This is a genomic window from Vreelandella xerophytica (assembly GCF_968048975.1).
Genome location: NZ_OZ309106.1, coordinates 1,296,244 through 1,319,579, shown reverse-complemented (window position 1 = coordinate 1,319,579; position 23,336 = coordinate 1,296,244). Strand labels below are relative to the sequence as shown.

Below are 23,336 nucleotides of genomic sequence, written 5' to 3'. Positions count from 1 at the left end.
CGGGGCTTTTTTTGAATAAACAGCGTTGATTCTGTATAGGCTACAAGCACTAGTTAGACAGCTTCCATCCAGTACTGCGTTTGTGTCTCACCGCACCTTGTAAAACCTAGCCGTTCGTATAATGCAATCGCTTGGCTCTGCTTCAAGACACGAAGTCGTAAAGGCATACCTGCCGCATGCGCCTTGTCCAATGCCTGCTGCACAACTTGCGAGCCAATGCCCTGCCCTTGATATTCAGGCGCAAGAAATATATCTCGAAGCTGAAAAAACTTACCTTCATTTGTTATCCATACGGCACCTACATAGGTGCCGTTTAACGCTACCACCTCAAAACCACCCTGGTGCCATTTCTCATCAAAAGCTGACTTCTGAAGTCTGCCTTCCCAAACACCGAACTGACGCTCGACTACATCTTTATAAGCGCTTGAATAAGCGCTCCAAATGAAATCGTGATCACTCTCCACTGCTATCAATCTGGCAATTTGCATTTTGATACCATCTAAATCGATTACTGGAACTTAATGCAAACATGACATAACGCCCTGTTAAGGTGTGAGCAACGCAATACCGCTGCCACCGCATACCACCTTAAACACTAAAACCGACGCATAGTGAAAATACCACGCGTTGCGAATCACTCTTAAACAGTTTGTTATATGCGTCTTAAACCTTGGCACCTAACAGGGAAATTAAAGCATCGACGGATATCGGCGGATGTGTTCTGTGTATGATTCCGTGACAATTAGAACATAAAGGCTTTAAGTCATTGATTGGATCAACATCATACTCTTGCTTTATATCAGCAAGTGCAACTTCGTGGTGCACGTGTATAAAACCCTTACCGATATCACCATAAACACTTTGAAAATCAAAGTTGCAAACATAACATTTGCACCCATAATGAGATATGCACTTAGCTCTGGCATCGGGGTTACGTTCATATGCATTTACAGAGATTCTCTTCGTTGCACCCTCTGTGTAAGTCTCTGGGTTAACAACCTCTTCTATCGCTGTGACGCCCTCGTGTTCAGAGGGGCTTAACGCATACCAAAGCCCACCAACTCCCGCTAAATGCTTATCCTCAAGAATCCAGTCGAAACTTTTAATTTTGGCGGTACCAGTATCTGTTTCATCGTACTGCATTGGGAAAGTTTTTAAACTGTACCCATGCTCCTGAATTAGAGATACGTGCTCGAGTGATTGCTTTCTCCCAGTACCTTTCCAACTTTCATCAAAAATTAAGCCATCTTTGTGTACATCCCAATGACCAAAAACCACAAATTTTTCATCGTGATTAACGAATGACCAACTCCAGTTCCAGTTTCTGCAGGTTGCACCCACAGACTCCATAAATTTCTTTCGACTCATTTTAACTACCTACTTAAATAAGCATATAACGCCGTGCTTTAGGGCAAACCGGAGCGCAGCGTAGGTTTGACCCTAGCAGCACTTTGTTAGGGCTCTTCTGGTTCGGGTAGGAATCGGTATTCCGAAACATCAAAACCATCTATTATTTCTACAGCCCGCTCTACTACTAGAGTATGATCTCCATCAGCTCGACCACGCCAATGCGTTTGGTTATTGTTACCAATGCCTTCAATCAACAACTTCATCTCGGCTTGATCAAATTTACTAATATGTGGTTTAATAAATTGAGAAAATAGAGAATCAGCGGCATCGAAATTTGTTGCATTTATGTACATCACCACCAGCAGTTTATTAATGCGGCTCTTTATTCCAGCTGATTCAGCATGCCTCATCAAATCGTGGATGTGATTTATATGTATCTTATGTGATCCGCCGAACGAATGCTCATAATCTGTTTTGATTAAGTTAACAAGCATATCTATGTGTTCAGCGATGTTTTTGTTCAAGAAATAAGAAACTGCCAGTAAATCGACGTCTGATTTTGCTTTTGCAGATACCACTTCCCTTGTAGCCTCACTCAATAGGTTAAATAAGTGAGGGTAATCGCCTAGAAAGAAAATTGCATGCCTCAGTGGCGATCCGTCAGATATTTCGCTGAAGTATGGAGAGTTATTTCTTATATACTCAGTTAAGGTTTCTCGATTTCGTTCAAATAGTATTCTTACAGCTCTAGAATTAATGGCTCGATTTTCATTGCACCTCTCATCTTCAGCCTTGAAAGTAATCCGCCATAAGGACTTAAATATTTGAGATGAAACCTCTTCATTTAAATTCTTGAAATATTTAGATTCCAAATATCGTGTAAGTTGATTGTTGTCTGCGAACAAGTCCTTGACTTTTTCGAGATCTTCCGCAAGCTCGGAGAACACCTGTTTCGTTAAAATTGGGGGCTTGGTTAATACAGAGTCCAAAGCCACCCTTATATCTGAGAGCACCATCTCTCTGTTTGGACGAAAGAGAATATCGGATTTACTTATCACAGGATGCGCAGATAAATGCCTGTGCCGATGCAGCGCCTGTAAAAAGTCCAGTTCGTGAGCCTCTAACAAACTTGTTCGAGTAAATATTTCTTTTAGGAGATTTTCTTCCCACTTAGGATTCGCAGGATTTTTCTCTTGGAAATCTGCCATTTCATCGAGAATAGATTCTGCTTTTTCATCACCATGAATATCTTTCAAATATTGCAGTTTATAAACCAGATCGCAAATAATAACGGTCCATAGCATCACGAGCGCAGACCTGTGATTGCCATTGAAGTAGTTATTCATCACTTCACGAAAATACTCTTTCGTTCGATGATCATGAATATTATTCGCTGCTTGCTCAACTGAGAACTCGTACATCTCTATCCTTGTATATTCTCTGCGCTACTGATTGGTGCCCTAACGCCTTGCTCAGCGACAATTTAAAGTGGAACACTTTTCCGTATGCAAAAAAAGTGACACTTTAAATTATCCGCTGGAGCTATTTGTTAGCTTTTACTTCTACAACGACAGTTCCACCTGATACTCCGTTTTCGTTACCATCCCAAGTAATTTTTCCTTCCTCACGGAGTTTGAAAATATGCGGTATTACAATATCCTCAATGGAAGACCCAAGAATATCTGCAAGTTTTTCAATCGTTATTGGACCAAAATCTTGAATCGCACTAAGTAGTTTCTCAGATTTTATAGTTCGTTTCTTTTCACGCGCTTTTCCTAAGATACCCTCAAGTGCAGTTTCTAATTTCTTTGCAATTTCTTCTTTTTTATCTTCATCAGGAACAGACTTGTCATCTAGTGCAGCTAATACTTGATTTTGTATTTCCTCTTTCAAATCTTGTGAAATTTCATTTTTATCGCCATCAGGCTTATTCCAAATATGTTTACGCATATCTGAAACAGTATCTTTCATCATTGAAAATGTATCGGAATACAATTTGTCAAATAACCCTTCTAATCTTTGGACACTTGAATCGATGCCTTTTGCAGCTTCAGTTGTTGCTTGTGAAGCTTGACTGGACATGCGGAAGAAAACAATAGACAGCCAAATTGCGCCAACAGCTAAAATTAATGACGCAATTGATGCAATAAGTGCGATTAGTTCAATGTTTGACATAGTTACCTCTGAAATTTGTTGTTCTTCCACCACTTTTCACCTTTCTAAAGCTAACAGTGGTTATATACCCGGCTGCATAACTTCAATGAACGTGCTGGCGCGTTCACTGAGGTTATCTAGCCGCCTAGATCAAATCTATCTCATTGATCATATTGCTAGCAAAGAAAATTTTGGCTGCCTTTTCAAAATTCGCTTGCCTTCTCGCTTTGTCTGTAGCACATATGATTGGCGGCTGCGATCAGCGTCCCTACCTCAATGTGTGTGCGTCGAGCCAAAGCCCTATTGATTAGCTACGTGGCCGGCTCAAAAAATCGTTAAGATGCGCGCGCACTTCTGGCCACTCTCCCCTGTGCAGGCTATACATCACCGTATCGCGAATGGTTCCATCACGGCGTAGCTTGTGGCCGCGGATAATACCATCCTTTTTAGCCCCCAGGCGCTCAATGGCACGTTGACTTGCGTAGTTGAAGTTGTCGGTGCGCCAGCCAACCACGTTACAACCCAACGTATCGAAAGCATGTGTTAACAGCAGCAGCTTGCAGGTGGTATTGATATGGGTACGCTGCGCGCGTTTGGCATACCAGGTGTGGCCAATTTCTACCCGCTTTACCTCAGGTAAGATGTCGTGATAGCTCGTTGTGCCCAGCACGGTAACGCTGGTCTCATCAATAACGGCAAAAGCAAAACGGTGGCCTGCTTCAAGGCCTTTCAAGGCAGTTTCAATAAAGCCGCGGGTTTCATCGGGCATAGGCATCGGTGTGACGCCCAGAGCCCACACTCGCCATCGGCGGCTGCGGCGCGCAGGCCAGCTCTTTGACAATGGGGAAAACGATTAGCCCTGATCTTGCTAAAGCTATCATCGGAATAGTCGATAGGTTCTATTAATAAAAATGAGGGATCGGCCATGAAAATCGGATTTTCCAACCTGATGATGATCAATACTCGCCGGGAGCCTTCAACCGGGCCTAGCGCGGCGCGGGTAACAGGCCAACCCTTGTCGGTTACCGCCCCCAACACGGACGACCCTCAGATTAAACGGCTCAAGAAACAGAAAGAAGTGTTTGAAGCGTTAGCATCGCTACCCAGCCCCAAGGAGTCTGCGATGCAGAACGCTGCGCAGAAAGTCGGCTTTCTAAAGCAGCGGTTAGAGTCGCTTAAAGCGATGATGCGTTTTGCCTCACCCGAACAGCTTAAATCCATGGCCAGCGAGCTAAAAAGTATTGCGCGAGAGCTGGGCGTGGCGGCTCGGCAATTAAGCGGTGGGGGCACCAGCACTGCCAGCCCCACGGTTTCGCCTACCGTTAACGCCGCGCATCCTGCCCATAATGTTTCAGAGGTATCTTCTGCAGACAGTGTGCAAAGTGGAGGGCCAGATTCGAACGCTCAGGGGGCTGATACCGCGCTTGCCAGCGCGGAAGCCGCGATCTCTGCCGAGATGGACGGCGAACTGAAAGAGCAAGAGCAAGAGCAAGAGCAAAGCCTGAATTCGGATGATGCTATTGAAAAAGTGGCAGGTGAAGCCTTGGCGTTCGCGAATGTTTCACAACGCGATGACAACCGCTCACCGACCATCAGCGCCAGCGAGCACGCGCTGCGCGGCATTCTGATTGATGCTAAAAAAGAACTGCAGGAAGCCATCAATGAACTGAAAATACGTCTGCGTGAAGAGGATAAAGAGGCACGCCGCGAGCTCAAAAAGGCCGAGGAAGATATGGCCAAGCTCGATCGCTCGCTGGCTCAGGCAGCGTCCAATGCGCTTTATTCTTCGCTGGGCCAGATGTTGCCAGGGGCTACCAGCGATGTCAGCTCAGCCACTATCAATGTAGAAGCTTAGCGACCACCCTGGTTGAAAGACGCCCCGCCGGGAGCTATCCGGCGGGGCGTCTTCATTTCACACTCGCCCTACTGTGATCATTCGATGTGTCAGAAGCGCTTGCCCAGACTCAGAAACAGCGCGCTGCTGCGTGCATCATCGACGTCGACATTCGCGCCAATGTGAGCATCGACGCCGCCTAGCGTGGCGCGCACGCCGGCATCGAGCTCGACGTAGTCGCGATCAAAATCGAGCCTGGGAACACGGTAGCCGCCCAACTGCGGCAGACTTTGCAGGGTAGCGCTGGCGCCCTGCTCCTTCTCGAACTCGCGGTTGTAGCTAATCTGCAGGTAGGGATTGAATGTCGGCCCGTTGCGCCGGATCTGCCAGCCAAGGCGCCCCACCAGGGAGTCGACGTCGCGATCGGGGTAGTCAAGCGCGGTCGAGGAACGCTCGGCCTCATCAAAACCGTCAAGTTCGACGCGCTGCCAGGTCAAGCCCGCGACCGGGCCGGTGCGCACATCGCCTACGGGGGTGGAGAACGTGCTGAACTCGAAGCCCGCGTTGAGTGCACCGGTCAGGTTCTTTCCCTCTGTCGACCCTGTATGGTGGCGGGTCGCGCTGCCCAGCTGGACCTCGCGGTCGATATCGACATCGAGCCAGGTATAGCTCAACTGAGCGTTGATCCAGGCATTGTCGGCATACCAGCCCGAGAAAAGCCCCAGGGTGGTGTCTCGACGCTGAAAATCCCCCCGGCCACCGCCGAAGTCGCCATCCTGATCGCCGTAGCCGATGAAGCCGCCCAGCACGACTCCGTCCTGATACCAGTCCACGCCAAGAAGCCCCGCCGGCGTATCGGCGTCCAGAAGATCGCCTGATCCGAGCTTTTGCCGCTCGGCGCGCAGATCGCCCCACCAGCGCAGGCCATTTTCAAGCGCGGCCCCGTTCAGGTGTTCCGCGACCCGGTTGGCGCGAGTTCGCCCGCCCAGCAGCGCCGAGTGGGTCATCAGCTGCTGCAGTTGCGGCCCCTCGATCATCGACACCACGTACTCACCGATGATGCGATGGGTCGCGCTCGAGGGATGGACTTCGTCGGCGAACATGTAGTGCTGCCCGGCATCCGGGGCGACCAGCGTCGTCGAGTTGCAAAGCGGCAGCGGCAGCGTGCAGGCGGGGTCAGTCACGTTGATGAATCCGTAGGCGCCGGGCGCGGCGGCCACCTCCTGCAGCAGCGCGAAGGTGTCGACCGGGATCACCTCGGCACCGCTTGCTGCCACGGCGGTGTAGAGTGTTTCGTTGTACTGCCGGGCGAGCGCGGTGGCGCCAGCGCTGGTGGCGGGGTCGCCGTTGAAGCGCGGGGTCAAACCCAGATCGGGAATGTTGAAGAGCAGCACATGGCGAGCACCGGCATTCTCGAGTGCGCCGATCACCTCGGCGGTCCCGAAGGCTGCATTGGCGATGACGCTCGCGGCGTCGGCCCCTTCCCCCACCGTAAACAGATCGTTGGCGCCGGCCCAGACGGCGTAGAGTGTGTCGCCCTCGGCGACACCGCCGGTCGCGGCAAGATAACTCGCCAGCTGGTCGCTCACCGATGGCGCCGCGCCGAACAGGCTGCCCGAGGGGGCGGATACTCTGGCGCCGCCGACGGCGTAGTTGTTGCCGCCGGCATTGGCGGGCGCGGCGCTACCGCCGTAGCGGGTGGCTAGGCGCTCGGACCACACCGGCCCCGGGTTGTCGGTGAAACGACCCACGAAATCGCGCTGACTGATCGGGACGGGAAGCAGCTGCTCGATGATTGCGCGGTAATGACCGCTGTCGGTCAGGCTATCGCCGAAGAAAACGGTGTCGTCGAAGGTGTCTTTGAAGGTGGTGTCGGCAAGTGTGGGGAGCGGCAAAGCGCCGACTCCAACGAGGGCTCCCAGCGCCAGGCGCCGGTAACGTGACGTTAGCATGACATCGATCCCCTGGTGGCTATTGTTGTGTGTCGATGGGCATTGCCCGGCCGAATGCCAGCGCCGGTGAAGCCGAACGAGCCATGCGTTTATGACATAGCGACGGGGTCACTACAAGGAAAGGCGTCTTGAACTATTCAGTTGCCATATTGGCGCGCTCTTGAAGGGGCTTTCAGCAGCGGGCATTAGCATTATCTAAAGATATTCTCGATCGAATCGATAGATACTCCTGGTAGCAAACGGAGCACATCATGAAAATTGGTCCGGTCCGTTTCAACACGGCAACCTCATGCCGCGAACACGCGACTCCCCTAACTTCGCGCCTGGCGGCAGCAGCATCCTCCACCCAGACCGCCGGTACAGAGAGTCCGCTGGAAAAGCGCCTTAAAAAACAGCAGGAAGCGTTTGAAGCGCTGGCATCGCTGCCCAGCCCCAAAGAGTCGGCGATGCAGAACGCCTCGCAGAAGGTGGGCCTTTTAAAGCAACGGCTTGAGTCGCTCAAGGCGATGATGCGCCTTGCCTCACCTGAACAGCTCAAATCCATGGCCAGTGAACTCAAGAGCATCGCACGTGAGCTGGGTGTAGCGGCTGGGCAATTAAGTGGTGGCGAAGGCAGTAGCAGCGCTGGTTCCGCAATAGCGCCCACGGTCAACGCGGCCCAAAGCGGTAACGATGCTGTGCAAACGCCGCCCACCGAAAACGTGCAAAGCGAAGCGAGCAGCGCCGAAAGCGATGTCAAATCCGCAAACGCTACGCTCGAAAGCGCCGAGGCGGCTATTGCAAATGAAGCGCCTGATGACAGTGAAAGCTTTGAAGAGCAGAAACAGGGGCGCCAGGAAAAGTCTCAGGTGCCGGACGACGTGCTGCAAAGTACATTGACACCTTCAACGACCCAGCCAGGCGCAGATCAGCCCACGGGTGTTAACGCCAGCGAACATGCTCTGCGATCCATTTTGACCGATGCAAAAAGGGCGTTTCAGGAAGCAGCCAGCGAGTTAAAAATTCGCCTGCAGGAAGAGGACAAGGAGACGCGCCGCGAACTGAAAAAAGCCGAAAATGATATGACAAAGGTGGACTGCTCGCCCCACCAATCAGAATCCAGCGCGCTCTACTCCACGCTCGGCCAGTTGCTACCACCCCCAGTGATTGGCGTGAGCGCGGCGACCATCAGTATTGATATAAAAGTGTAACGCCAAGCTACTCGGTGAACGGCACGGCGTTTTTAGTGGTGGCTGCGTCTTCGGCCTCGTTCAAAATATCCTCGACACTTCTTATAGCAGCGTACTCACCTTCCAGATTCGAAAGCGACATGGCATGGACCTCGTCGGCAGTGCGCTGGGTACCTGCGTAATCGCGTTTGGCGAAAGTGAACGTGGCATCCGCCACCACCTGGACAGCGAAGCCCAGGTTGCCTGCCGCGCGGGCGGTGGCCTCGACCGAGTTGCTGGTACTCACACCCACGATCACCAGCCGGTCAATATCGCGAACGCGTAACCAGCGTTCCAGTCCTGAGAGAATAAAGGCGTCCGGTACGTTCTTTTCGACAACGTGCTCGCAGGCGAGCGGCGCGAGCGCCGGCTGAAATTCGACGCCCGGCTGACCCGGCCAAAACGGAGACCCTGGCGTGCGTGAGACATGGCGAACGTGCACGACCTGGCCGCCTGCGTGTCGCCAGGCGCCGAGCAGGCGCTGAATATTCGCTTCCGCCTGGGGATTGTTGCGCTCGCCAGCCGCCGGGGCCTGCATGCCACGCTGCATATCAATGAGAAGTAGCACAGGCAAGACGTGCATGGGGTAACGCTCCTCTTCCTTCTGGGCGGCCTGATTCATGCGACGGATATGCTCAATCGCCCTGGGCTAGCGCGGCGGGACGTACCGCCGCGCTAGACACAGCCTTACAGCATGCGCGGAATTTGCGAAGAGTGGTGATGCAGGATGGGCTTCTCCTTGGAAAGATCCACCACGTAGCTAAAGCGTGCTTCGAAGTTCAAGAGCTCGCCGTCTACCTCGAAGCGCCAGTTGTAAAGGCCGGTGAGCGCGCAGATCGTCTCCGATACTTCCTGGATGATCAGGGTTTTCTCGTGAAGCGAGATGCTCAGGCCCGGGCGGCTTCCCAGCCGTTCGAAGTAGTCGCGGTGTTTTTCGCGGGTATTGGCGATTCGGTTTGAAAAGGTGGGAATCAGTACGGCGTTTTCATCGTAGAGGGCGAGCAGGGCTTCGACATCGGCGTCGTTGATCGCCTGCATCCACTCATTGAGTACGTCATGGGGAGTTTTCATTATAACGACCTCTTTAACCAATAAGGGTGACCTTACGCCGCGGGCTCAACGGCGATGACCTTTCCTGATATGACCTTTACTGCAAGCCCTTCATCTTTTTACAAAAAGATGTGACAAAAACCATCTTACCGAAATAGACCCGCGACCGCATGTCAAGTTCGCTTAGCTTTAAAAGTGTCTGAAGCGGTAATAAAGCCTTTCAATAAAGCCGACACCCAGAATGAGCAGCAGGCTGAGTATCACGACGGCCAGGGAACCGTAGTCGATGCCGCCCACAAAGCTCAAACGCCCTATCAGGCTGCCCAGATGCTGCACCAACAGGTAAACGCCGATCAAGAAGCTGCCCGCGCGAACCAGGCCCGCCTCGCTTAACGCAAGGCCTGAGGGGTTATCCTGCTCGTGAAGCTTTTGGGCGATAGCGGAGGCCTTGAACCAGAGCAAGCCCCCGATAAGAAGCACAGGTAAAAAGCCATTGATCAGAAAGAGCCGCCACTGCTCGTACTCACCCGCGGAGTAAGCGCTCATAAGGCCAGACCCCAGCGCAAGAAGCGGATTGATGACGAGGTAAACCGCCAGAACGCGTATCAGGAGAACGGAAAACGTCTGCACAAGAAAAGCTCCGTCAAAAAGCTCATGATACGTCCCACCCCCCGGCGCTGTCTCGCCAAGGGGGGATTCCACCGTCAAGCAAGGTCAGTGGCGCGCCTGGCTGTCCTCTTCGATACCTAGCGCGTTCATCGCGGCACGAAAGACCTCGGTATTGTCGACCCAGTACCGTGAAGCGTCGTCGACATCGTAGATGGCCAGGCCGTCGTCGCGCTGGGCCACGTCAGTGAAAAATCCGGCGCCGACGCCCTGGGCGTAGAGCGGTACAAGCTCACGGGTGTGATTATCCGAGTGCCAGCGCACCAGAGGCAGTGCACCTGCCCCCTGGTTCAAGATCGGGCTGTAGGCGTCTTGATCGGAATCCGGGCCCTGCAGCAAGCCATTACCGTGGTCGGTGGTGACGATGATCAAGGTCTCGTCGAAGCTGCTGTTCGCCTCGACCCACTCGACGGCGGCTTCGACCGCTTCATTGAAGTCGATCTGCTCTTCGATCAGACGCGCCAGGTTGTTGGCATGGGCCGCCCAGTCGACGGCACCGCCTTCGACCATCAAAAAGAAGCCTTCGTCATTGTTCTTGAGTACCTCCAGGGCGCCCCGGGTCATGATGGGCAGGCTCGGTACATTGTGAAGCAGCTCGCCGGCGGCAACGCCTGGGCGGTTGAACTGCAGCGTCGCGTTGTTTTGCGCCACGCCCATCACCTTGTCGCCTTCCAGTGTCAAACGGCCCTCGGCCAGCGCTTCGAAATCCTCCCGGCTTTCGACCAGTTGATAGTCGGTCTCGCCATTGACCAGACGCTCCCAGGTAGCCTGGCCGCCGACATAGCGAAAGGCACGCTCTTCGGGTTCATCGACATCGTTTCCCGCCTCGTCGAAGTACGGGTGACCGGCACCGAATACCACGCTGGCAAGGCCGGTATTGATGATCTCTTCACCAAGTGCGGCGTACTCGTTTCGATTGGCGTTATGGCCCAGAAAGGCGGCCGGGGTCGCGTGGCTGAGCTGTACGGAGCTCACCACGCCGAGGGAGCGGCCGCTATCGACCACGTACTCGCCGATATGCTTGAGCGCTTCATCGTTGTTCGACCAGTTGATGGCACTGTTGTAGGTCTTGTTACCCGAGGCCAGGGCGGTACCCGCGGCGGCGCTGTCGGTGAAGTCTTCACGGGTATAGTTGTAGCCTGCAAAGTAGCCCGGGTAGTCGGCAAGCTTACCTTCATAACCGACGCCCTCTACCAGCTCATCGCTCCAGAGCTCGGCGGGGTCGAAGGTGATGGCGCCTTCATCGCTCATGGTGGGCTCGGTCGAGGCGTTGAGCGGATGCGTGGCGGTAAAGAGCCTGGTGTCGAAATCGTCATACACCTCGTGGCCCAGCGCTCCGTGACGGTAGTAGCTGGCGGCGCGGAACGTCTCGATGCCCGCGCCGTCGGTAATCATCAGGATCACGTTCTTAGCCGAGTTTTCCTGAGCGAGCGCCGGCGTGGCGAAAAGGGCCCCAAGCGTCACGACAAGGGCACCGCGGTTGAACATCTGCATACGGATCTCCTGAGCTGCTGTGGTAGACTCATTGAGCCAAGCTAATTTAACCTAGGCGATCCATGTGACAGCTGGGTTAACGGTCGTCTTCACTTTCATGAAACGTGCCACCCGAGACGGCCGCCCTGCCCCCAGGCGCCGTCAAGGTAATGAGCCTGAAGCGCCAGTGCCGGGCTCGACACGCCTAACGATTGCGCGTTCGAAGCTCGTCGAGCACCAAAGCAAAGAAGCCGCGTATCTCCTGAAGCTTGGGCCGGGTCTCGACGATCAGCGTATCCATCTTCTCAAGTTCCTGAGTCTGGGCTTCCCGGGCGTCGAGTTCGGCTCTGATCTCATCGATGATCTCCACCGAATCGTTCAGCATGGCTTTGAGCTCGGCGGTCGGCGTGGCGTGAATGCTATGTTCGATACTCATGGCGTTATCCTGCAATGACGGTGATGGCAATTAACGAAGCGGGAAGCGCGATAAACACCCCCAGCACCCATCCGGCGGCCAGCGCCTTGCGCTCGGCGCCCACCCTGCCAAGCCATTGAGCGCCCTTGACGGGAAGCAGGCGCAAGAACGGCAGGCCTCCGATGATGAGTACGGCGAACAGATTGAACAGCAGATGAACCAGGGCGATCTCCAGCGCCAGCAGCGCCGTGGTACCCGTGACTGCCGTGGCCGCCAGCAGCGCGGTCATGGTGGTGCCCAGGTTGCTGCCGATGGTGAACGGATAGATCTGGCGCAGGGTGAACGCGCCGGAGCCTGCCATGGGCACCATCAAGCTGGTGGTGGTCGATGACGATTGCACCAGTACCGTGACCAGCGCTCCGGACGCAACGCCGGTGAGCGGCCCGCGTCCAATGGCGTTGAGCATGATCTGCCTGGCGCGCCCGACCATGAGCGTTTTCAAAAGCTTGCCGATGTAGCGAATGGCGAGAAAGATCATCGCAACACCAATGACGATCATGGCAATCCCCCCCGCTACCTCGGGCAGACTGGAAAGCACGCGCTCGACGGCGCCGGTGACCGGCTGGGTCGCCTGACCGATAAAATTGACGTTATCCACGGAAAGATCGACATCGCCATAAAAGATGACGGCCACGCGTTCGGCCAGCCGCTCCAGGGGGCTGAACAGAATCTCGATGGGTAACAGAATCGCCACCGCCAGCAGGTTGAAGAAATCGTGTACCGTGGCAGCGGCAAACGCGCGGCGAAACTCGTCCTTGTTCTTGACGTGCCCCAGGCTTACCAGCGTGTTAGTTACCGTGGTGCCCACGTTGGCGCCCATGACCATGGGAACCGCCAGCGCCACCGGCAGCCCGCCGGCAACCATGCCGACAATCACGGAGGTCACGGTGGAGGAAGATTGAATCAGGGCCGTGGCGGTAATCCCTACCATCAGCCCGACAAAGGGGTTGGTGGCAAAGGCAAAAAGCTGTTCGGCGTAGTCGCCGGTGGCAAGCTGGAAACCATCGCCCACGATGGATACCGCGCAAATCAGAAAGTAGACTAGCAGCAAGAGCGTCAGCCACTGGCCCAGATGGCCCTGCCGTGCCTCTTTCTGGCTATCAGTGAAGCTATCCTGCGTAACGCGACTGGTCGTGTCAGTCATGGCGATACCCTCCCACGGTTTTAAACGCATGAAAACGTTTACCGCTTCAGGGTGGGCTCAAGAGGTGACACCCAAGTGACAGTAAGGCGTCAGTTAAAAGCAGGCCTTTGCCTTCAAGCCCCAAGGGTGTGATGGTCCATGGCTAACGTGCGGTATTTCCTCAACAAGTCGAGAACCTCGCATGACCCAATCCTTGAGCAAGACCCGGTCGAGTTTTTATCGCCGTCTTTATGTCGCCCACTTGATCAACGAGGGCACCAGCAGCGTACCGGCGTTGATCGAGGCCACCGGCATGCCCCGGCGCACCGCCCAGGACACCATTGCCTCGCTTGCGGAGCTGGATATCCAGTGTCCTTTCAAACCCACCGACGGTGAACGCCATAATATCGGCCACTACGTCATTGAAAGCTGGGGCGCGATCGATCACCGCTGGGTAGCCTCCAACGCCACGCGCCTGGGCAAGGCGCTGGGCTATCTATAAGCTTACCCACCGCCGCCGTTGAACGGCAGACCTGGCGTAATGTTCAGTGACGGGCAAGCAGCTTGGCCGCAACAGGCGAGGTGATCATTTGAATCACGGCAAAGAACGCGGCGGGAATCGCGATCTCCGAGGGCAACCCGGAAGCGGCCACGAACGCGGCGGCAATGCTGAACTCCTTTTTGCTCACGGTAAAAAGGTAGGTGATCACCTCCTTGCGGTCAGTGGTGACCAGCCGCGAGACCATGCCGACCAGATAGCCCGTCAGATTGAGACACAGCGCCGCCCCCGCAATGACAAACGCGTACCCTCCGTAGCCGATGATGGTCTCGGCGTTCGGACCGACGACCGCAAGCAGTATCAAAAGGTACACAATGGACCCAAGGCCCGCGTAAGTGGCGTCATATCGAGCAAGGAAACGGGTGAATTTCGTGCGCAGGGCGACCCCGAGAACGGTCGGTACGAGCACGATCAACATGAGTTCCAGGACGATGGCGCCAAGGGGTACTTCCAACTGGATTCCCGTCAGCCATAAGAACACAAACGGCACGATGAACGGCGAAAGCGCCGTATTGACGGCATTGAACACGGCGGCCATGGCCACGTTGCCCCGCGCCATGAGCACCAGAAGCGGCGACGAGACATCCGTTGGCAGCGTGCCCAGCAGGGTCTGACCCGCCGCCAGCGGGCCGCTGCCGAAAAACAGCCGCCCGGTCAGCCACCCAGCGAGCGACATGGGCCCATACACCAGGCCCAGCGCCAGAAACTGCCTCGAGGGTTTTCGCATCACCACCTGCACATCGTGGGCATCGAACGTCAGGCTGATGGTGAACATCAAAAGCGCCAGCAGAGGCCCGATGGAGGATTCGAGGACAATGCCGATGCCAGGCACCAGCAGGCCCAGGCCAGCGAAAACAATGACAAACCATAGAAGGTGGTCTTCAACAAAAGAGATTATCCGGCGCATGCTCGATTTCGTCTCATGAGTGTCCTGGAATGCCCTGGGCCTACCAAGGGATGGCGGGGTGCTACTTGTCTTCGTCGGGTTCGGCCCAGGCCAGGCGCGCGGCGTTGAGCGTGACGCTCAGTGAGCTTGCGGCCATGGCAAGTACCGCTGCCAGCGGGGGAATGGCCATGGCGATCACCAGCCCCAGGGCCAGCGTGTTGTAAAGCGCCGAAAACGCCAGGTTTTGACGCATGACCCGTCGAGTGCGCCTGGAAAGTGCCAAGAGCCTCACGACACCGCCGATGCCGGGCGTCAAGAGCTGTGCCGAGGCGCCTTCCCGGGCCGCTTCACTGGCATTCATGGGAGCTGCGCCCACGTCGGCGGCGGCCAGGCTCAACGTATCGTTCACACCGTCGCCCACATAGAGCGTGGGTGATGGCAGCCCGGCCAGCAGTTTCGCCTTGGCCTCCGGCGAGCGCTGTGCAAAGCACGCGTTGCGCGCAAGCCCGACATGCTCGCCGACCCACTGCACCGGGCCCTGGCGGTCGCCACTGATCATGGCCGTCGTATAGCCCGCCTGGGCAAGGGATTGGATGCTTGCCGGAGCATCGTCCACGGCCGGGTCGGCCAGGTAAAAGGTGGCAAGCCACCCTTTCTGATCGGCGATGATCACCTGGGAGGCAAACGCGTAGACCGGGTTGTCTGCCTCGGCGCCCAAAGCGACGCCCTGCTCGCCCAGCCAGGCGGCGCTGCCCATCCGCCACTGATCGTCATCATCGAAAGTGATCAACCGCCCGGCCCCCGGCACTTCGCTGATTCGGTCAACCGCGTGACTCTCCTTGGTCGAGGGTACCCAATCGAGAAGCCCGACGTTCAACGGGTGCTCGCTTTGCTGAAGGCTGGCACGAAGCTTGGCGTAGAACCCACCGCCCGCCTCGCCTTGGCGAAACTCGGCGTTCAATACCTGATGGCGGCCCGTGGTGAGCGTGCCGGTCTTGTCAAAAGCAATGCCACGAACCCTGGCCAGCACCTCGAAGGCGGCGGGGTCACGCAGCGCGATGCCTTGCTGCATGGCCTGGCCGCTCCCGGCAAGCGAGGCCAGCGGTACGGCCAGCCCCACCGCACAGGGGCAGGCCACCACGAGCACTGAAAGCGCACGCAGCAGTGCATCTTCGACACTGGCGCCGAGTATCAGCGCGGCAGGCAGCGTGACGAGAGCGAGCACCAGCGCCAGCGGGCTCAGCCAGGCAGCGAAACGGTCGGCAAGCTTGGTAAGCTCGCCCTTCTGGGTTTGCAGACGGCGCATCTGCTCGCAAAGCTTGTCCATTCTGCGCTCGCCGACGGCGCTGGTGACGCACACTTCAAGCCGCTCGGCAACGTCCCCGCCGCCCAGGTAGCCATACCCGGCGTAAACCTTCTGGCCGACATGAAAGTAGCGTGGCACGCTTTCGCCGGTCAGCGTAGCGGTATCCAGCCAGCCCGGGGCATTTAACGTACCATCCAGGGGCAGGGTTTCACCTCGCGCCACCCAGAGCGTATCGTCTACCCTGGCCTGTTCGACCGGCACTTGCCGCTCTTGCCCGCCTTCCCCCAGAGTGACGTCACCGCGCGGCAGCGCGACCGCATCAAAGGCTTTCAAGCCGCGCTGGCGGCAAAGGGTTTCAGCCAATCGACCCACGAGCAGTAGCGCAATCAGCATCACCGCCGTATCGAAATACACATCGATCGAGCCGCGCCCCAGAAGCCAGGCCGATACCGCCACCGCGCCCAGCACACCCAGGCTGACCAGCACATCCATGCCTGGCCGTCGAGCGAGCAGCGTGCGCCAGCCTGCCCGGTAAAAGGGTACGCCCGAATAGAGCACCACCGGCAGTGAAAAAGCACCCGAGACCCACGCGACCACCGTTTCGACAGGACCCGGGGGTAACGCGCTGGCATAGATCAGAAGCGAAGCCAGCATGGTCCACATTCCGAACACCGCGGCTACCATCAGCCGCAGGCTCAAATAGCGGCTTTCCTTCTCCAGACGCTCCGAGGCGTCTTCGATGGCCTCAAGGTCACCCAGCCTGTAGCCAATGCGTTTGACCCGCGGCGCCAGCTGTTCGAGCAACACGGCACTCGGCTCGCCCTTTATCCACACCGTGGCCGTGGGGTAGTGAACGCTCGCTTCATTGACGCCGGTCGTGCGTTTGAGCACCCCCTCGACCGCCAGGGCACAGCTGGTACACCACATGCCGTGGAGACTATAAAGCGCGGTATTCGCCGCGCTTTCGGGAGTGTCACTTGCAGGGGCGATAGCCAAGGGCGTGTCCGCTTACAGACACGGCGGCACGCCGATGACCGGCATGCCCGCAAAGACCACGCCAAAGGCGGAGTAGAAATAGAGCCCGGCGGAGGCGAGCGCGAAAAAGTGCTGACGGCCTTTATGCTCCCTGGCAACCCGCCAGCTTCCCCAGGCAAGCCATAGCAAAGCGGCGGTCATCATCAGGCTGAAAAGGCCAAGCCCCAGGTTGAGCCCCGTCAACGGCCCCTGCTCCGGTGCCGGCGGCGCGACGGCGCAGACCACCGACAGCCCGCCATACACCGCCACGAACCAGATACTCCAGAGCGTAAGGCCTACCACCAGGTGAGCCGGATGCGTCAGATGAAGTCGTTTAAAAGCGGTATGCATCGTTAGCCTCCTATGACCCGGGGCAGCACGCCAAGCGCGACGACCAGCAGCCAGAACGTCACTACGTTGTAACGCCACAGCTGAACCACCACGGCAGGCTCGAAGGGGGCATGGGCGCCTACGTAACCGTAGTGCACACGAAGCCCCTGCATGGCGGATAGAATCATCGCCAGAGCGCCGTGGAACAGGGCATAGACCAGCCCGACCAGCAGCACCGCATCGTGGCTTGTCTGGGTAGGTTCAAGCCCGGCGCTCAAGAGTGCCCAGAGCGTCAGGCCCACCTGGGCCGCCCCCAGCAGTGCGCTTATAAAGAATCCGGTCATCAGGCCGTTATCCCGCTGACGGCGAAGCCCGTGTATCAGTTTTTCCATCACCCCGGCCCCGGCGGTGAGGGCCAGCCCGGCAATGACCAGCACCACCAGTGAAAGCGGTGCCACTTCCGGCATGCGCCACTCCGGTGAGACGGTCCAGAGATAGAACCAGCCGAACAGGTAGGAGAGAAAGAACGAGCCGTTGGCAATCGAGAACGTGGTCATCGCCCAGACGCCCGGCCCGCTCATGGTGCGCGAATGCAGGGGCGGGTCGCCTTCGTTCACCTCAGCATCCGGCGCAGCCTTGGGATGCGCGCCGTTCTCCCAGGACCAGCGCAGAAGAAACACCCCGGCGATAATCACGAACACCCCGGCCAGCGCATATACGCGCGTCAGCAGGCTGATACACACTACAGCCAGCGCCAGGGCAGCAAAGAATGGCCACCAGGAGTTACCCGGCAGGTGGATGATCTCGCGCACCTTGCCGGTGATCGAATCAGTGCCCCACATTTCCCGCCGCCCGTGGCTGGTCACCGCCAGGCCATGCTTACCTTCGGCCATGGTCGTGGGCAGTTCCGGGTGCTCCCAAAGCGGATGGCGCGTTTCGACCCTGGGCAGGCTGACGAAGTTGTAGGCGCTGGGCGGCATGACATTGGCCCACTCGAGCGTATCGGCGTTCCAGGGGTTGTGCTTGGCGGGCTTGCCAAACTTGAAATGCAGGGCGATATCGATAATCACCATGGCGATACCCGCAGACATGATGAAGCCGCTGATCGAGGAGAGCAGATTGAAGATTTCCCAGCCACTGCCTGCTTCATAGGTGTAGATACGCCGGGGCATTCCCAGAAGCCCGGTCCAGTGCATGATCAGGAAGGTGCCGTTGAAGCCCAGAAACGTCAGCCAGAAGCCCCAGCGGCCGATGGTTTCCGAGGGCATGCGCCCGGAAAACAGCGGCAACCAGTAATAAAAGCCAGCCATCAGCGGGAAGAGCATGCCGCCCACCAGCACGTAGTGCATGTGCGCGACCACGAAGTGGGTATCGTGCACCTGCCAGTTGAACGGCACCAGCGCCAGCATGACCCCGGTCAAGCCGCCGCACACGAAGATGATCAGAAAGCCCAGTATCCACAGCATGGGCAGCTTGAATCTAGGCTTGCCAAGCCAGAGCGTGGCCAGCCAGGCAAATATCTGGATGGCGGTAGGAACCGCCACCAGCATGCTCGCCGCCGAGAAGAACGCCTGGGCCAGCTGGGGGATTCCTACCGTGAACATGTGGTGAACCCAGAGCCCGAAGCTGATAAAGCCCATGACGATGATCGCGAACACGACCCAGCCGTAACCCACGATAGGTCGCCCGGCAAAGACGGGAAGCACCGTGGAAACGATACCCGCTGCAGGCAGGAAGATGATGTAGACCTCAGGGTGACCGAACAGCCAGAAAAGGTGCTGCCACAAGAGCGGGTCGCCGCCGCCGGCCACCTCGAAAAACGGCATGCCCACCGCCCGTTCGAGTTCGAGCAGAATACTGCCCAGAATCAACGGCGGGAAACCGACCACGATCATCAGCGCCATGGCGAGAATGTACCAGGCAAACAGCGGCATCTTGTGAAGCGCCATGCCCTCGGTACGGGTACGCAGAATGGACACGACGATTTCCACGCCGGCGGAGAGCGCCGAAATCTCGACAAAGGTGATGCCCAGAAGCCAGAAATCGGAACCGAGCCCCGGCGAGTACTCGCTGCTGGAAAGCGGCGTGTACATGAACCAGCCGGCGTTCGGTGCCATCTCGATGATCAAACTGAATGAGAGGATGATGCCGCCAAACAGATAACAGAAATAACCCAGTGACGTCAGGCGCGGGCAGACCAGGTCTCGTGCGCCGATCATCTTGGGAATCATGTAGATCGCCAGGCCTTCGAGCACGGGAATGGCGAACAGGAACATCATCACCGTGCCGTGCATGGTGGTGACCTGACTGTAGATATCCGGCGTCATGAAGTTCTGGTCGGGCGTGGCCAGCTGAGTTCGGATCAGCATGGACAGGATACCGCCGAGCAGGAAGAACACCATGCCCGTGACCATGAAACGCAGACCGAGCGTGGTGTGGTTGACCACGGTCAGCGCTTTTATCCCCCCGGGATTACCCCAGATCTCGTGCAGGTCATCATGTAGCGCCTGGGGGTCTTTGATACCGCTAGTCTCTTGTGGATCCCTTGGGTCCTGAGATACCGCTTCGCGATTGATGCTCGTCATGGGGTTAAGGTCTCCAGCCAGGCACCCAGGTCATCCAGAGTGTCGGTATCCAAATCGTCGTGTCGCGGCATCTTGTTCCCGGGTTTTACCGTTTGATGATTTCTCAGCCACTGATAGATGGCGCCCTCTTCCATTGCCATGGCCCCTGCCCCCAGCATGGTACGGCTGCCCACATCGGAAAGGTTGGGGCCGATATTGCTGTAGCTCATGCCCGCTACCTGGTGGCAGCTGGCGCAAAAGGTCGTGAAGTTTTCGCGGGCGTCGTCAAAGCCTGGATCGCTTGCGGCAAGTTCGGCAAGGGCCTCTTCCTGGCGTGCCTCGAGCCAGGCGTCGAATTCCTCGCGGGGCAGTGCTTCCACGTAAAGGTGCATGTGGGCGTGGCCCACGCCACAAAGTTCAGCGCACTGGGCACCGAATACGCCCGGCTCGTCGGCCTCCAGGCGAATCTTGTTCACTCGACCTGGCAGCATGTCGATCTTGCCGCCAAGCCTTGGTATCCAGAAACCGTGAATGACGTCAGCGGCAGTGACGTGAAAATCCACCGGTTCACCGGCGGGCATGACGAGCTGGTTGGAGGTGATGACCTCACCGCCCTCGGCGCCTGGGTAGCGCACCTCCCACCACCACTGGTGACCGACAATCTCGATCACTTCCGGTGGCTCATCAAGCGGCAGCGTCAGCATTCGTTTACCCGTGGGAATGCCGAACGTCAAAAGCGCGATAATACTGGCTACCGGCAGCACGATGCCGCCGCCGATGATCCAGCGCCGGGCAATACGGCGCTCCTGCGCCGGAGTGCGGGTAACATCGCGTACCTTGAAGGTGTAGAGCCAAAGCGCGGTGACCGCCATCAGTACCACGGTGGCAAACGGAAACATCACCCACCAGATAAGACGAATATCCCGCGCCGCCGGCCCGGCAGGCTCCAGAATGGAGTGATTTCCCGTGCAACCCGCCAATGTTAAAAGCGCTACAAGCACTAGCGTTAACGCAGGCAGGTTGACCCGCCGCCGCGATGCGCGTTGAATACGTCGTGGGGGCGTCGCGCCGTTACGTTCCCTCATATACTCTTTCCCTTTGTCTGCCCACAGGAAGTGACCATGGCATCCACTCCTCAACGTTCAATAAGAAGCCGAGCCTCGTTGGCCGGGCATCCGCTTCATCCTGTAATGATTCACTTCCCGATTGCAGCGCTGATGGCGCTGGTGGCAAGTGATCTGGCCTACTGGTACACGGGAGATCCCTTCTGGATACGCAGCGGCCTGTGGCTTGCAGGCGTCGGCGCCTTTGGCGGCTGGTTCGCCTCGATTGCCGGTATCATTGATCTCGTATCGGTCTCGCGCATACGCCGTTTGATCACCGGCTGGAGTCATGCCATCGTAGCCGTCGTCATGCTGTCGCTGGCCTCGCTGAACTGGCTTTTGCGCTTCAACTCGCCCGAGGCCATTCTTCCCTGGGGGCTGGCGGTGTCGCTGGTGACCGGCGGCTTGATCGCCCTGGCGGGCTGGCTGGGCGGTCTGCTCGTCTACGAACATGCCGTCGGGGTGGATGTCGAGGAATAACTCATCGCGCGCAGTCTGCACATGGGCCATGTGTACAAGGGTCATTTCCATAACGGCTAGCCCCAGTCCAGGGGCTTTGCCAGTACAAACCCAAGCACTCCAAGAATGCCCAGCACGGCAACGAAAAGCCCCGCCAGTGTCGCTATCTTGACGCCGCCGTAAATACCCATTTCCAGACGCAGAATCAGCCAGCCAAACATGCCGTGAGCGGCGACCATGGCGACCACCGCCCCCAGTTTCAGGATCAGCCAGCCGCCCATCAAGCCATGTACCAGAAACAGCAGCGTACCCGAGCCGATTGCTACAAGCGCGGCAGGCGTTGCGATGGTGTTATAGAAAAAGCGCGGCATCGGGGGTGTGCCCTGAGCGAAGCCGGCATCCTTGCGAAGCACGAGCGCATAGTTCAACAGCGCCGGAAGATATAAAAGCGAGCCACACCAAATAACCAGTGCAGCAATATGCAGAAGTTTTAACCAAGGCATCACGGCGTCCTTGCGATGTAGAATGAGAAGCAGACTAACGCCTGGGAGTAGACAAAGCCAGCCCCGACAGCCTACCTGAGCGATAGGTTCATTGCGCAGGGTTATCTTAAAATCAGCCCCTTATGATGAGGCTTGTTGGAACGCTACAGCGTCGCCTTCTTACCTTAGCCAACTCCCGGCGAGCTGGCTAGCCCAGTTAGTCAACGCTTACGCTGTAACCCGTGAATTTTCGTAAGTTGATGACCCCGGTATCGAGTATCAGGTACTGTCCTTTCACGCCGTGCAGTATGCCGTCGACGACCGGGTTCTTGTCGAAATTGTGAGAGACGACCTTGCGGGGGAAGACCTCTACCGGGTAGCGTATGTCCAGCGGGGTATCATTGATGGGGCTGATTGCTTCAGCGCCGTAGGTATCGCGAAGCGCTTCGAGACCGCTCTCGACCGCATGAAACAGCCGGTCGCGCTCTTTTACAAGATCGAGCCTTTCCACTTCGCCTTTCAGCATGGCACGCCAGTTGGTGCGATCCGACACGTGCTCCTTGAAGAGCATTTCCACCAGGCCGGACTGCTGGCGGGTGGCTACCTCCAGAATGGGTAACGCCTGGATGGCGCCCTGATCCAGCCACCGGGTCGGCATATTGGTCTTACGGGTAATCCCTACCTTGAGACCTGATGAGTTGGCCAGATACACGATATGCGGCTTGAAGCAGTGGGCCTCGCCCCACTCGGGCTCGCGACAGGTGCCTTGATAGTAGTGACAGGTTTCCGGCTTCATGATGCAGGTATCGCACTGCGCCAGTCGTTTGAAGCAGGGATAACAGTAACCCTGGGCGAAGCTTTTATTGGTCTTGCGCCCGCAGTGGGTACAGTTGATGGCGCCCTGCCAGGTAAGCCGTAGCCGCTGGCCTATCCGCTCGTTGAGTGCCAGGCGCTTTTCGCCGGCGCGCAGCTGATACACCACGCTTTCATGTTCCGGCGAAAGCGTGGCGGCCATCCTCGTGAGATTGCCGGCTATCGGGGACGACTGGGTGGCAATAACATCAGTCACCCGAGGCATCTCGCGCAAGCCCCGCCATTTCTGGCGAAACGCCTGCGCCAGTGGCCCCCGCCCCGCAGGTACGACGCTCAAGGTAGCCGACGCGATTTTCATCCGGCACGTTGTTTTCGATCTCGTAACGAATGACCGCCTCCAGGCAAAGCTCGGTCTGCTCGGCGGTCAGAAAGCGGCCATCCGGCCATTTGCGCAGCGACACCGCCTGCTTCAGGCTTTCGTAGATGCTCGGGGTCATCTGACTGATCATGCGTTCAAAGCTCATGTCACTCATGC

24 protein-coding genes are annotated in these 23,336 nt (G+C 57.0%); 4 read left to right on the top strand and 20 right to left on the bottom strand.

Annotated features, from left to right (window positions below; translation table 11 throughout):
• Positions 1-53: 53 nt before the first annotated feature.
• The 5 genes from ACWF8S_RS06295 to ACWF8S_RS06275 form a co-directional block, all read right to left on the bottom strand.
• On the bottom strand, positions 54-488 hold the full coding sequence (locus ACWF8S_RS06295; protein ID WP_447555987.1) for a GNAT family N-acetyltransferase: 435 nt from the start codon (positions 486-488) through the stop codon (positions 54-56).
• Between the two features lie 175 nt (positions 489-663).
• Positions 664-1,368, bottom strand: a complete 705-nt coding sequence (locus tag ACWF8S_RS06290; RefSeq protein WP_447555986.1) for an HNH endonuclease — start codon at positions 1,366-1,368, stop codon at positions 664-666.
• Positions 1,369-1,454: 86 nt separating this feature from the next.
• Positions 1,455-2,771 carry a hypothetical protein gene (locus ACWF8S_RS06285; RefSeq protein ID WP_447555985.1) on the bottom strand — a complete coding sequence of 439 codons (1,317 nt, stop codon included), beginning with the start codon at positions 2,769-2,771 and terminating at the stop codon, positions 1,455-1,457.
• A gap of 121 nt (positions 2,772-2,892) precedes the next feature.
• On the bottom strand, positions 2,893-3,555 hold the full coding sequence (locus ACWF8S_RS06280) for a hypothetical protein (protein ID WP_447555984.1): 663 nt from the start codon (positions 3,553-3,555) through the stop codon (positions 2,893-2,895).
• A 256-nt stretch (positions 3,556-3,811) separates the two neighbouring features.
• Complete coding sequence (locus ACWF8S_RS06275; RefSeq protein ID WP_447555983.1) at positions 3,812-4,279, bottom strand: GNAT family N-acetyltransferase; 468 nt, start codon at positions 4,277-4,279, stop codon at positions 3,812-3,814.
• Between the two features lie 150 nt (positions 4,280-4,429).
• On the opposite strand from ACWF8S_RS06275, the gene ACWF8S_RS06270 reads away from it, so the two are divergent.
• Positions 4,430-5,359, top strand: a complete 930-nt coding sequence (locus ACWF8S_RS06270; protein WP_447555982.1) for a hypothetical protein — start codon at positions 4,430-4,432, stop codon at positions 5,357-5,359.
• Positions 5,360-5,448: 89 nt separating this feature from the next.
• Here the strand turns inward: ACWF8S_RS06270 and ACWF8S_RS06265 are convergent, their stop codons facing one another.
• On the bottom strand, positions 5,449-7,290 hold the full coding sequence (locus tag ACWF8S_RS06265) for an autotransporter domain-containing protein (RefSeq protein ID WP_447555980.1): 1,842 nt from the start codon (positions 7,288-7,290) through the stop codon (positions 5,449-5,451).
• Positions 7,291-7,541: 251 nt separating this feature from the next.
• Between ACWF8S_RS06265 and ACWF8S_RS06260 the strand changes: the two genes are divergently transcribed.
• Positions 7,542-8,480 (top strand): hypothetical protein, encoded by a 939-nt coding sequence (locus tag ACWF8S_RS06260; RefSeq protein WP_447555979.1) that lies wholly within the window; start codon positions 7,542-7,544, stop codon positions 8,478-8,480.
• Positions 8,481-8,487: 7 nt separating this feature from the next.
• Here the strand turns inward: ACWF8S_RS06260 and ACWF8S_RS06255 are convergent, their stop codons facing one another.
• From ACWF8S_RS06255 to ACWF8S_RS06230, 6 genes are all read right to left on the bottom strand, one after another.
• Entirely contained in the window at positions 8,488-9,081 is a 594-nt protein-coding gene (locus ACWF8S_RS06255) for a cysteine hydrolase family protein (protein ID WP_447555978.1), read from the bottom strand.
• A gap of 104 nt (positions 9,082-9,185) precedes the next feature.
• Positions 9,186-9,569: a nuclear transport factor 2 family protein gene (locus ACWF8S_RS06250; RefSeq protein WP_447555977.1), complete on the bottom strand. Its 384-nt coding sequence runs from the start codon at positions 9,567-9,569 to the stop codon at positions 9,186-9,188.
• 168 nt (positions 9,570-9,737) lie between these two features.
• Positions 9,738-10,178 carry a hypothetical protein gene (locus tag ACWF8S_RS06245; RefSeq protein WP_447555976.1) on the bottom strand — a complete coding sequence of 147 codons (441 nt, stop codon included), beginning with the start codon at positions 10,176-10,178 and terminating at the stop codon, positions 9,738-9,740.
• Positions 10,179-10,262: 84 nt separating this feature from the next.
• Positions 10,263-11,708, bottom strand: a complete 1,446-nt coding sequence (locus ACWF8S_RS06240) for an alkaline phosphatase (protein WP_447555975.1) — start codon at positions 11,706-11,708, stop codon at positions 10,263-10,265.
• Between the two features lie 184 nt (positions 11,709-11,892).
• Positions 11,893-12,123, bottom strand: coding sequence for a hypothetical protein (locus ACWF8S_RS06235; RefSeq protein ID WP_447555974.1), 231 nt, complete (start codon positions 12,121-12,123; stop codon positions 11,893-11,895).
• Positions 12,124-12,127: 4 nt separating this feature from the next.
• Positions 12,128-13,306 (bottom strand): Na/Pi symporter, encoded by a 1,179-nt coding sequence (locus ACWF8S_RS06230; protein ID WP_447555973.1) that lies wholly within the window; start codon positions 13,304-13,306, stop codon positions 12,128-12,130.
• Positions 13,307-13,487: 181 nt separating this feature from the next.
• Here ACWF8S_RS06230 and ACWF8S_RS06225 point away from each other — a divergent pair, with 181 nt between their 5' ends.
• Positions 13,488-13,787 carry a winged helix-turn-helix domain-containing protein gene (locus ACWF8S_RS06225; RefSeq protein WP_447555972.1) on the top strand — a complete coding sequence of 100 codons (300 nt, stop codon included), beginning with the start codon at positions 13,488-13,490 and terminating at the stop codon, positions 13,785-13,787.
• Between the two features lie 43 nt (positions 13,788-13,830).
• On the opposite strand, the gene ACWF8S_RS06220 is transcribed toward ACWF8S_RS06225, so the two are convergent.
• The 5 genes from ACWF8S_RS06220 to coxB form a co-directional block, all read right to left on the bottom strand.
• Positions 13,831-14,751 carry a bile acid:sodium symporter family protein gene (locus ACWF8S_RS06220; RefSeq protein WP_447555971.1) on the bottom strand — a complete coding sequence of 307 codons (921 nt, stop codon included), beginning with the start codon at positions 14,749-14,751 and terminating at the stop codon, positions 13,831-13,833.
• Between the two features lie 61 nt (positions 14,752-14,812).
• On the bottom strand, positions 14,813-17,032 hold the full coding sequence (locus ACWF8S_RS06215) for a heavy metal translocating P-type ATPase (protein ID WP_447555970.1): 2,220 nt from the start codon (positions 17,030-17,032) through the stop codon (positions 14,813-14,815).
• 12 nt (positions 17,033-17,044) lie between these two features.
• A complete protein-coding gene (locus tag ACWF8S_RS06210) occupies positions 17,045-17,401 on the bottom strand; it encodes a hypothetical protein (protein ID WP_447555969.1) in 357 nt (118 codons plus the stop codon).
• Between the two features lie 2 nt (positions 17,402-17,403).
• On the bottom strand, positions 17,404-19,965 hold the full coding sequence (gene ctaD, locus ACWF8S_RS06205; protein ID WP_447555968.1) for a cytochrome c oxidase subunit I: 2,562 nt from the start codon (positions 19,963-19,965) through the stop codon (positions 17,404-17,406).
• Positions 19,962-21,029: a cytochrome c oxidase subunit II gene (gene coxB / locus ACWF8S_RS06200; protein ID WP_447555967.1), complete on the bottom strand. Its 1,068-nt coding sequence runs from the start codon at positions 21,027-21,029 to the stop codon at positions 19,962-19,964. Before coxB ends, ctaD begins: the two co-directional genes overlap by 4 nt.
• Positions 21,030-21,065: 36 nt before the next feature.
• Here coxB and ACWF8S_RS06195 point away from each other — a divergent pair, with 36 nt between their 5' ends.
• The gene (locus ACWF8S_RS06195; RefSeq protein WP_447555966.1) at positions 21,066-21,527 is read left to right on the top strand and encodes a DUF2231 domain-containing protein; all 462 of its coding nucleotides are present in this window, start codon (positions 21,066-21,068) and stop codon (positions 21,525-21,527) included.
• A 56-nt stretch (positions 21,528-21,583) separates the two neighbouring features.
• Here the strand turns inward: ACWF8S_RS06195 and ACWF8S_RS06190 are convergent, their stop codons facing one another.
• The 3 genes from ACWF8S_RS06190 to ACWF8S_RS06180 all read right to left on the bottom strand — a co-directional run bounded on the left by ACWF8S_RS06190 (position 21,584) and on the right by ACWF8S_RS06180 (position 23,334).
• On the bottom strand, positions 21,584-22,009 hold the full coding sequence (locus ACWF8S_RS06190; RefSeq protein WP_447555964.1) for a CopD family protein: 426 nt from the start codon (positions 22,007-22,009) through the stop codon (positions 21,584-21,586).
• Between the two features lie 196 nt (positions 22,010-22,205).
• Entirely contained in the window at positions 22,206-23,066 is an 861-nt protein-coding gene (locus ACWF8S_RS06185; protein ID WP_447555963.1) for a DUF2797 domain-containing protein, read from the bottom strand.
• Complete coding sequence (locus ACWF8S_RS06180; RefSeq protein WP_447555962.1) at positions 23,050-23,334, bottom strand: YeaC family protein; 285 nt, start codon at positions 23,332-23,334, stop codon at positions 23,050-23,052. The genes ACWF8S_RS06185 and ACWF8S_RS06180 overlap by 17 nt, the downstream gene beginning before the upstream one ends.
• Between the last annotated feature and the right edge of the window lie 2 nt (positions 23,335-23,336).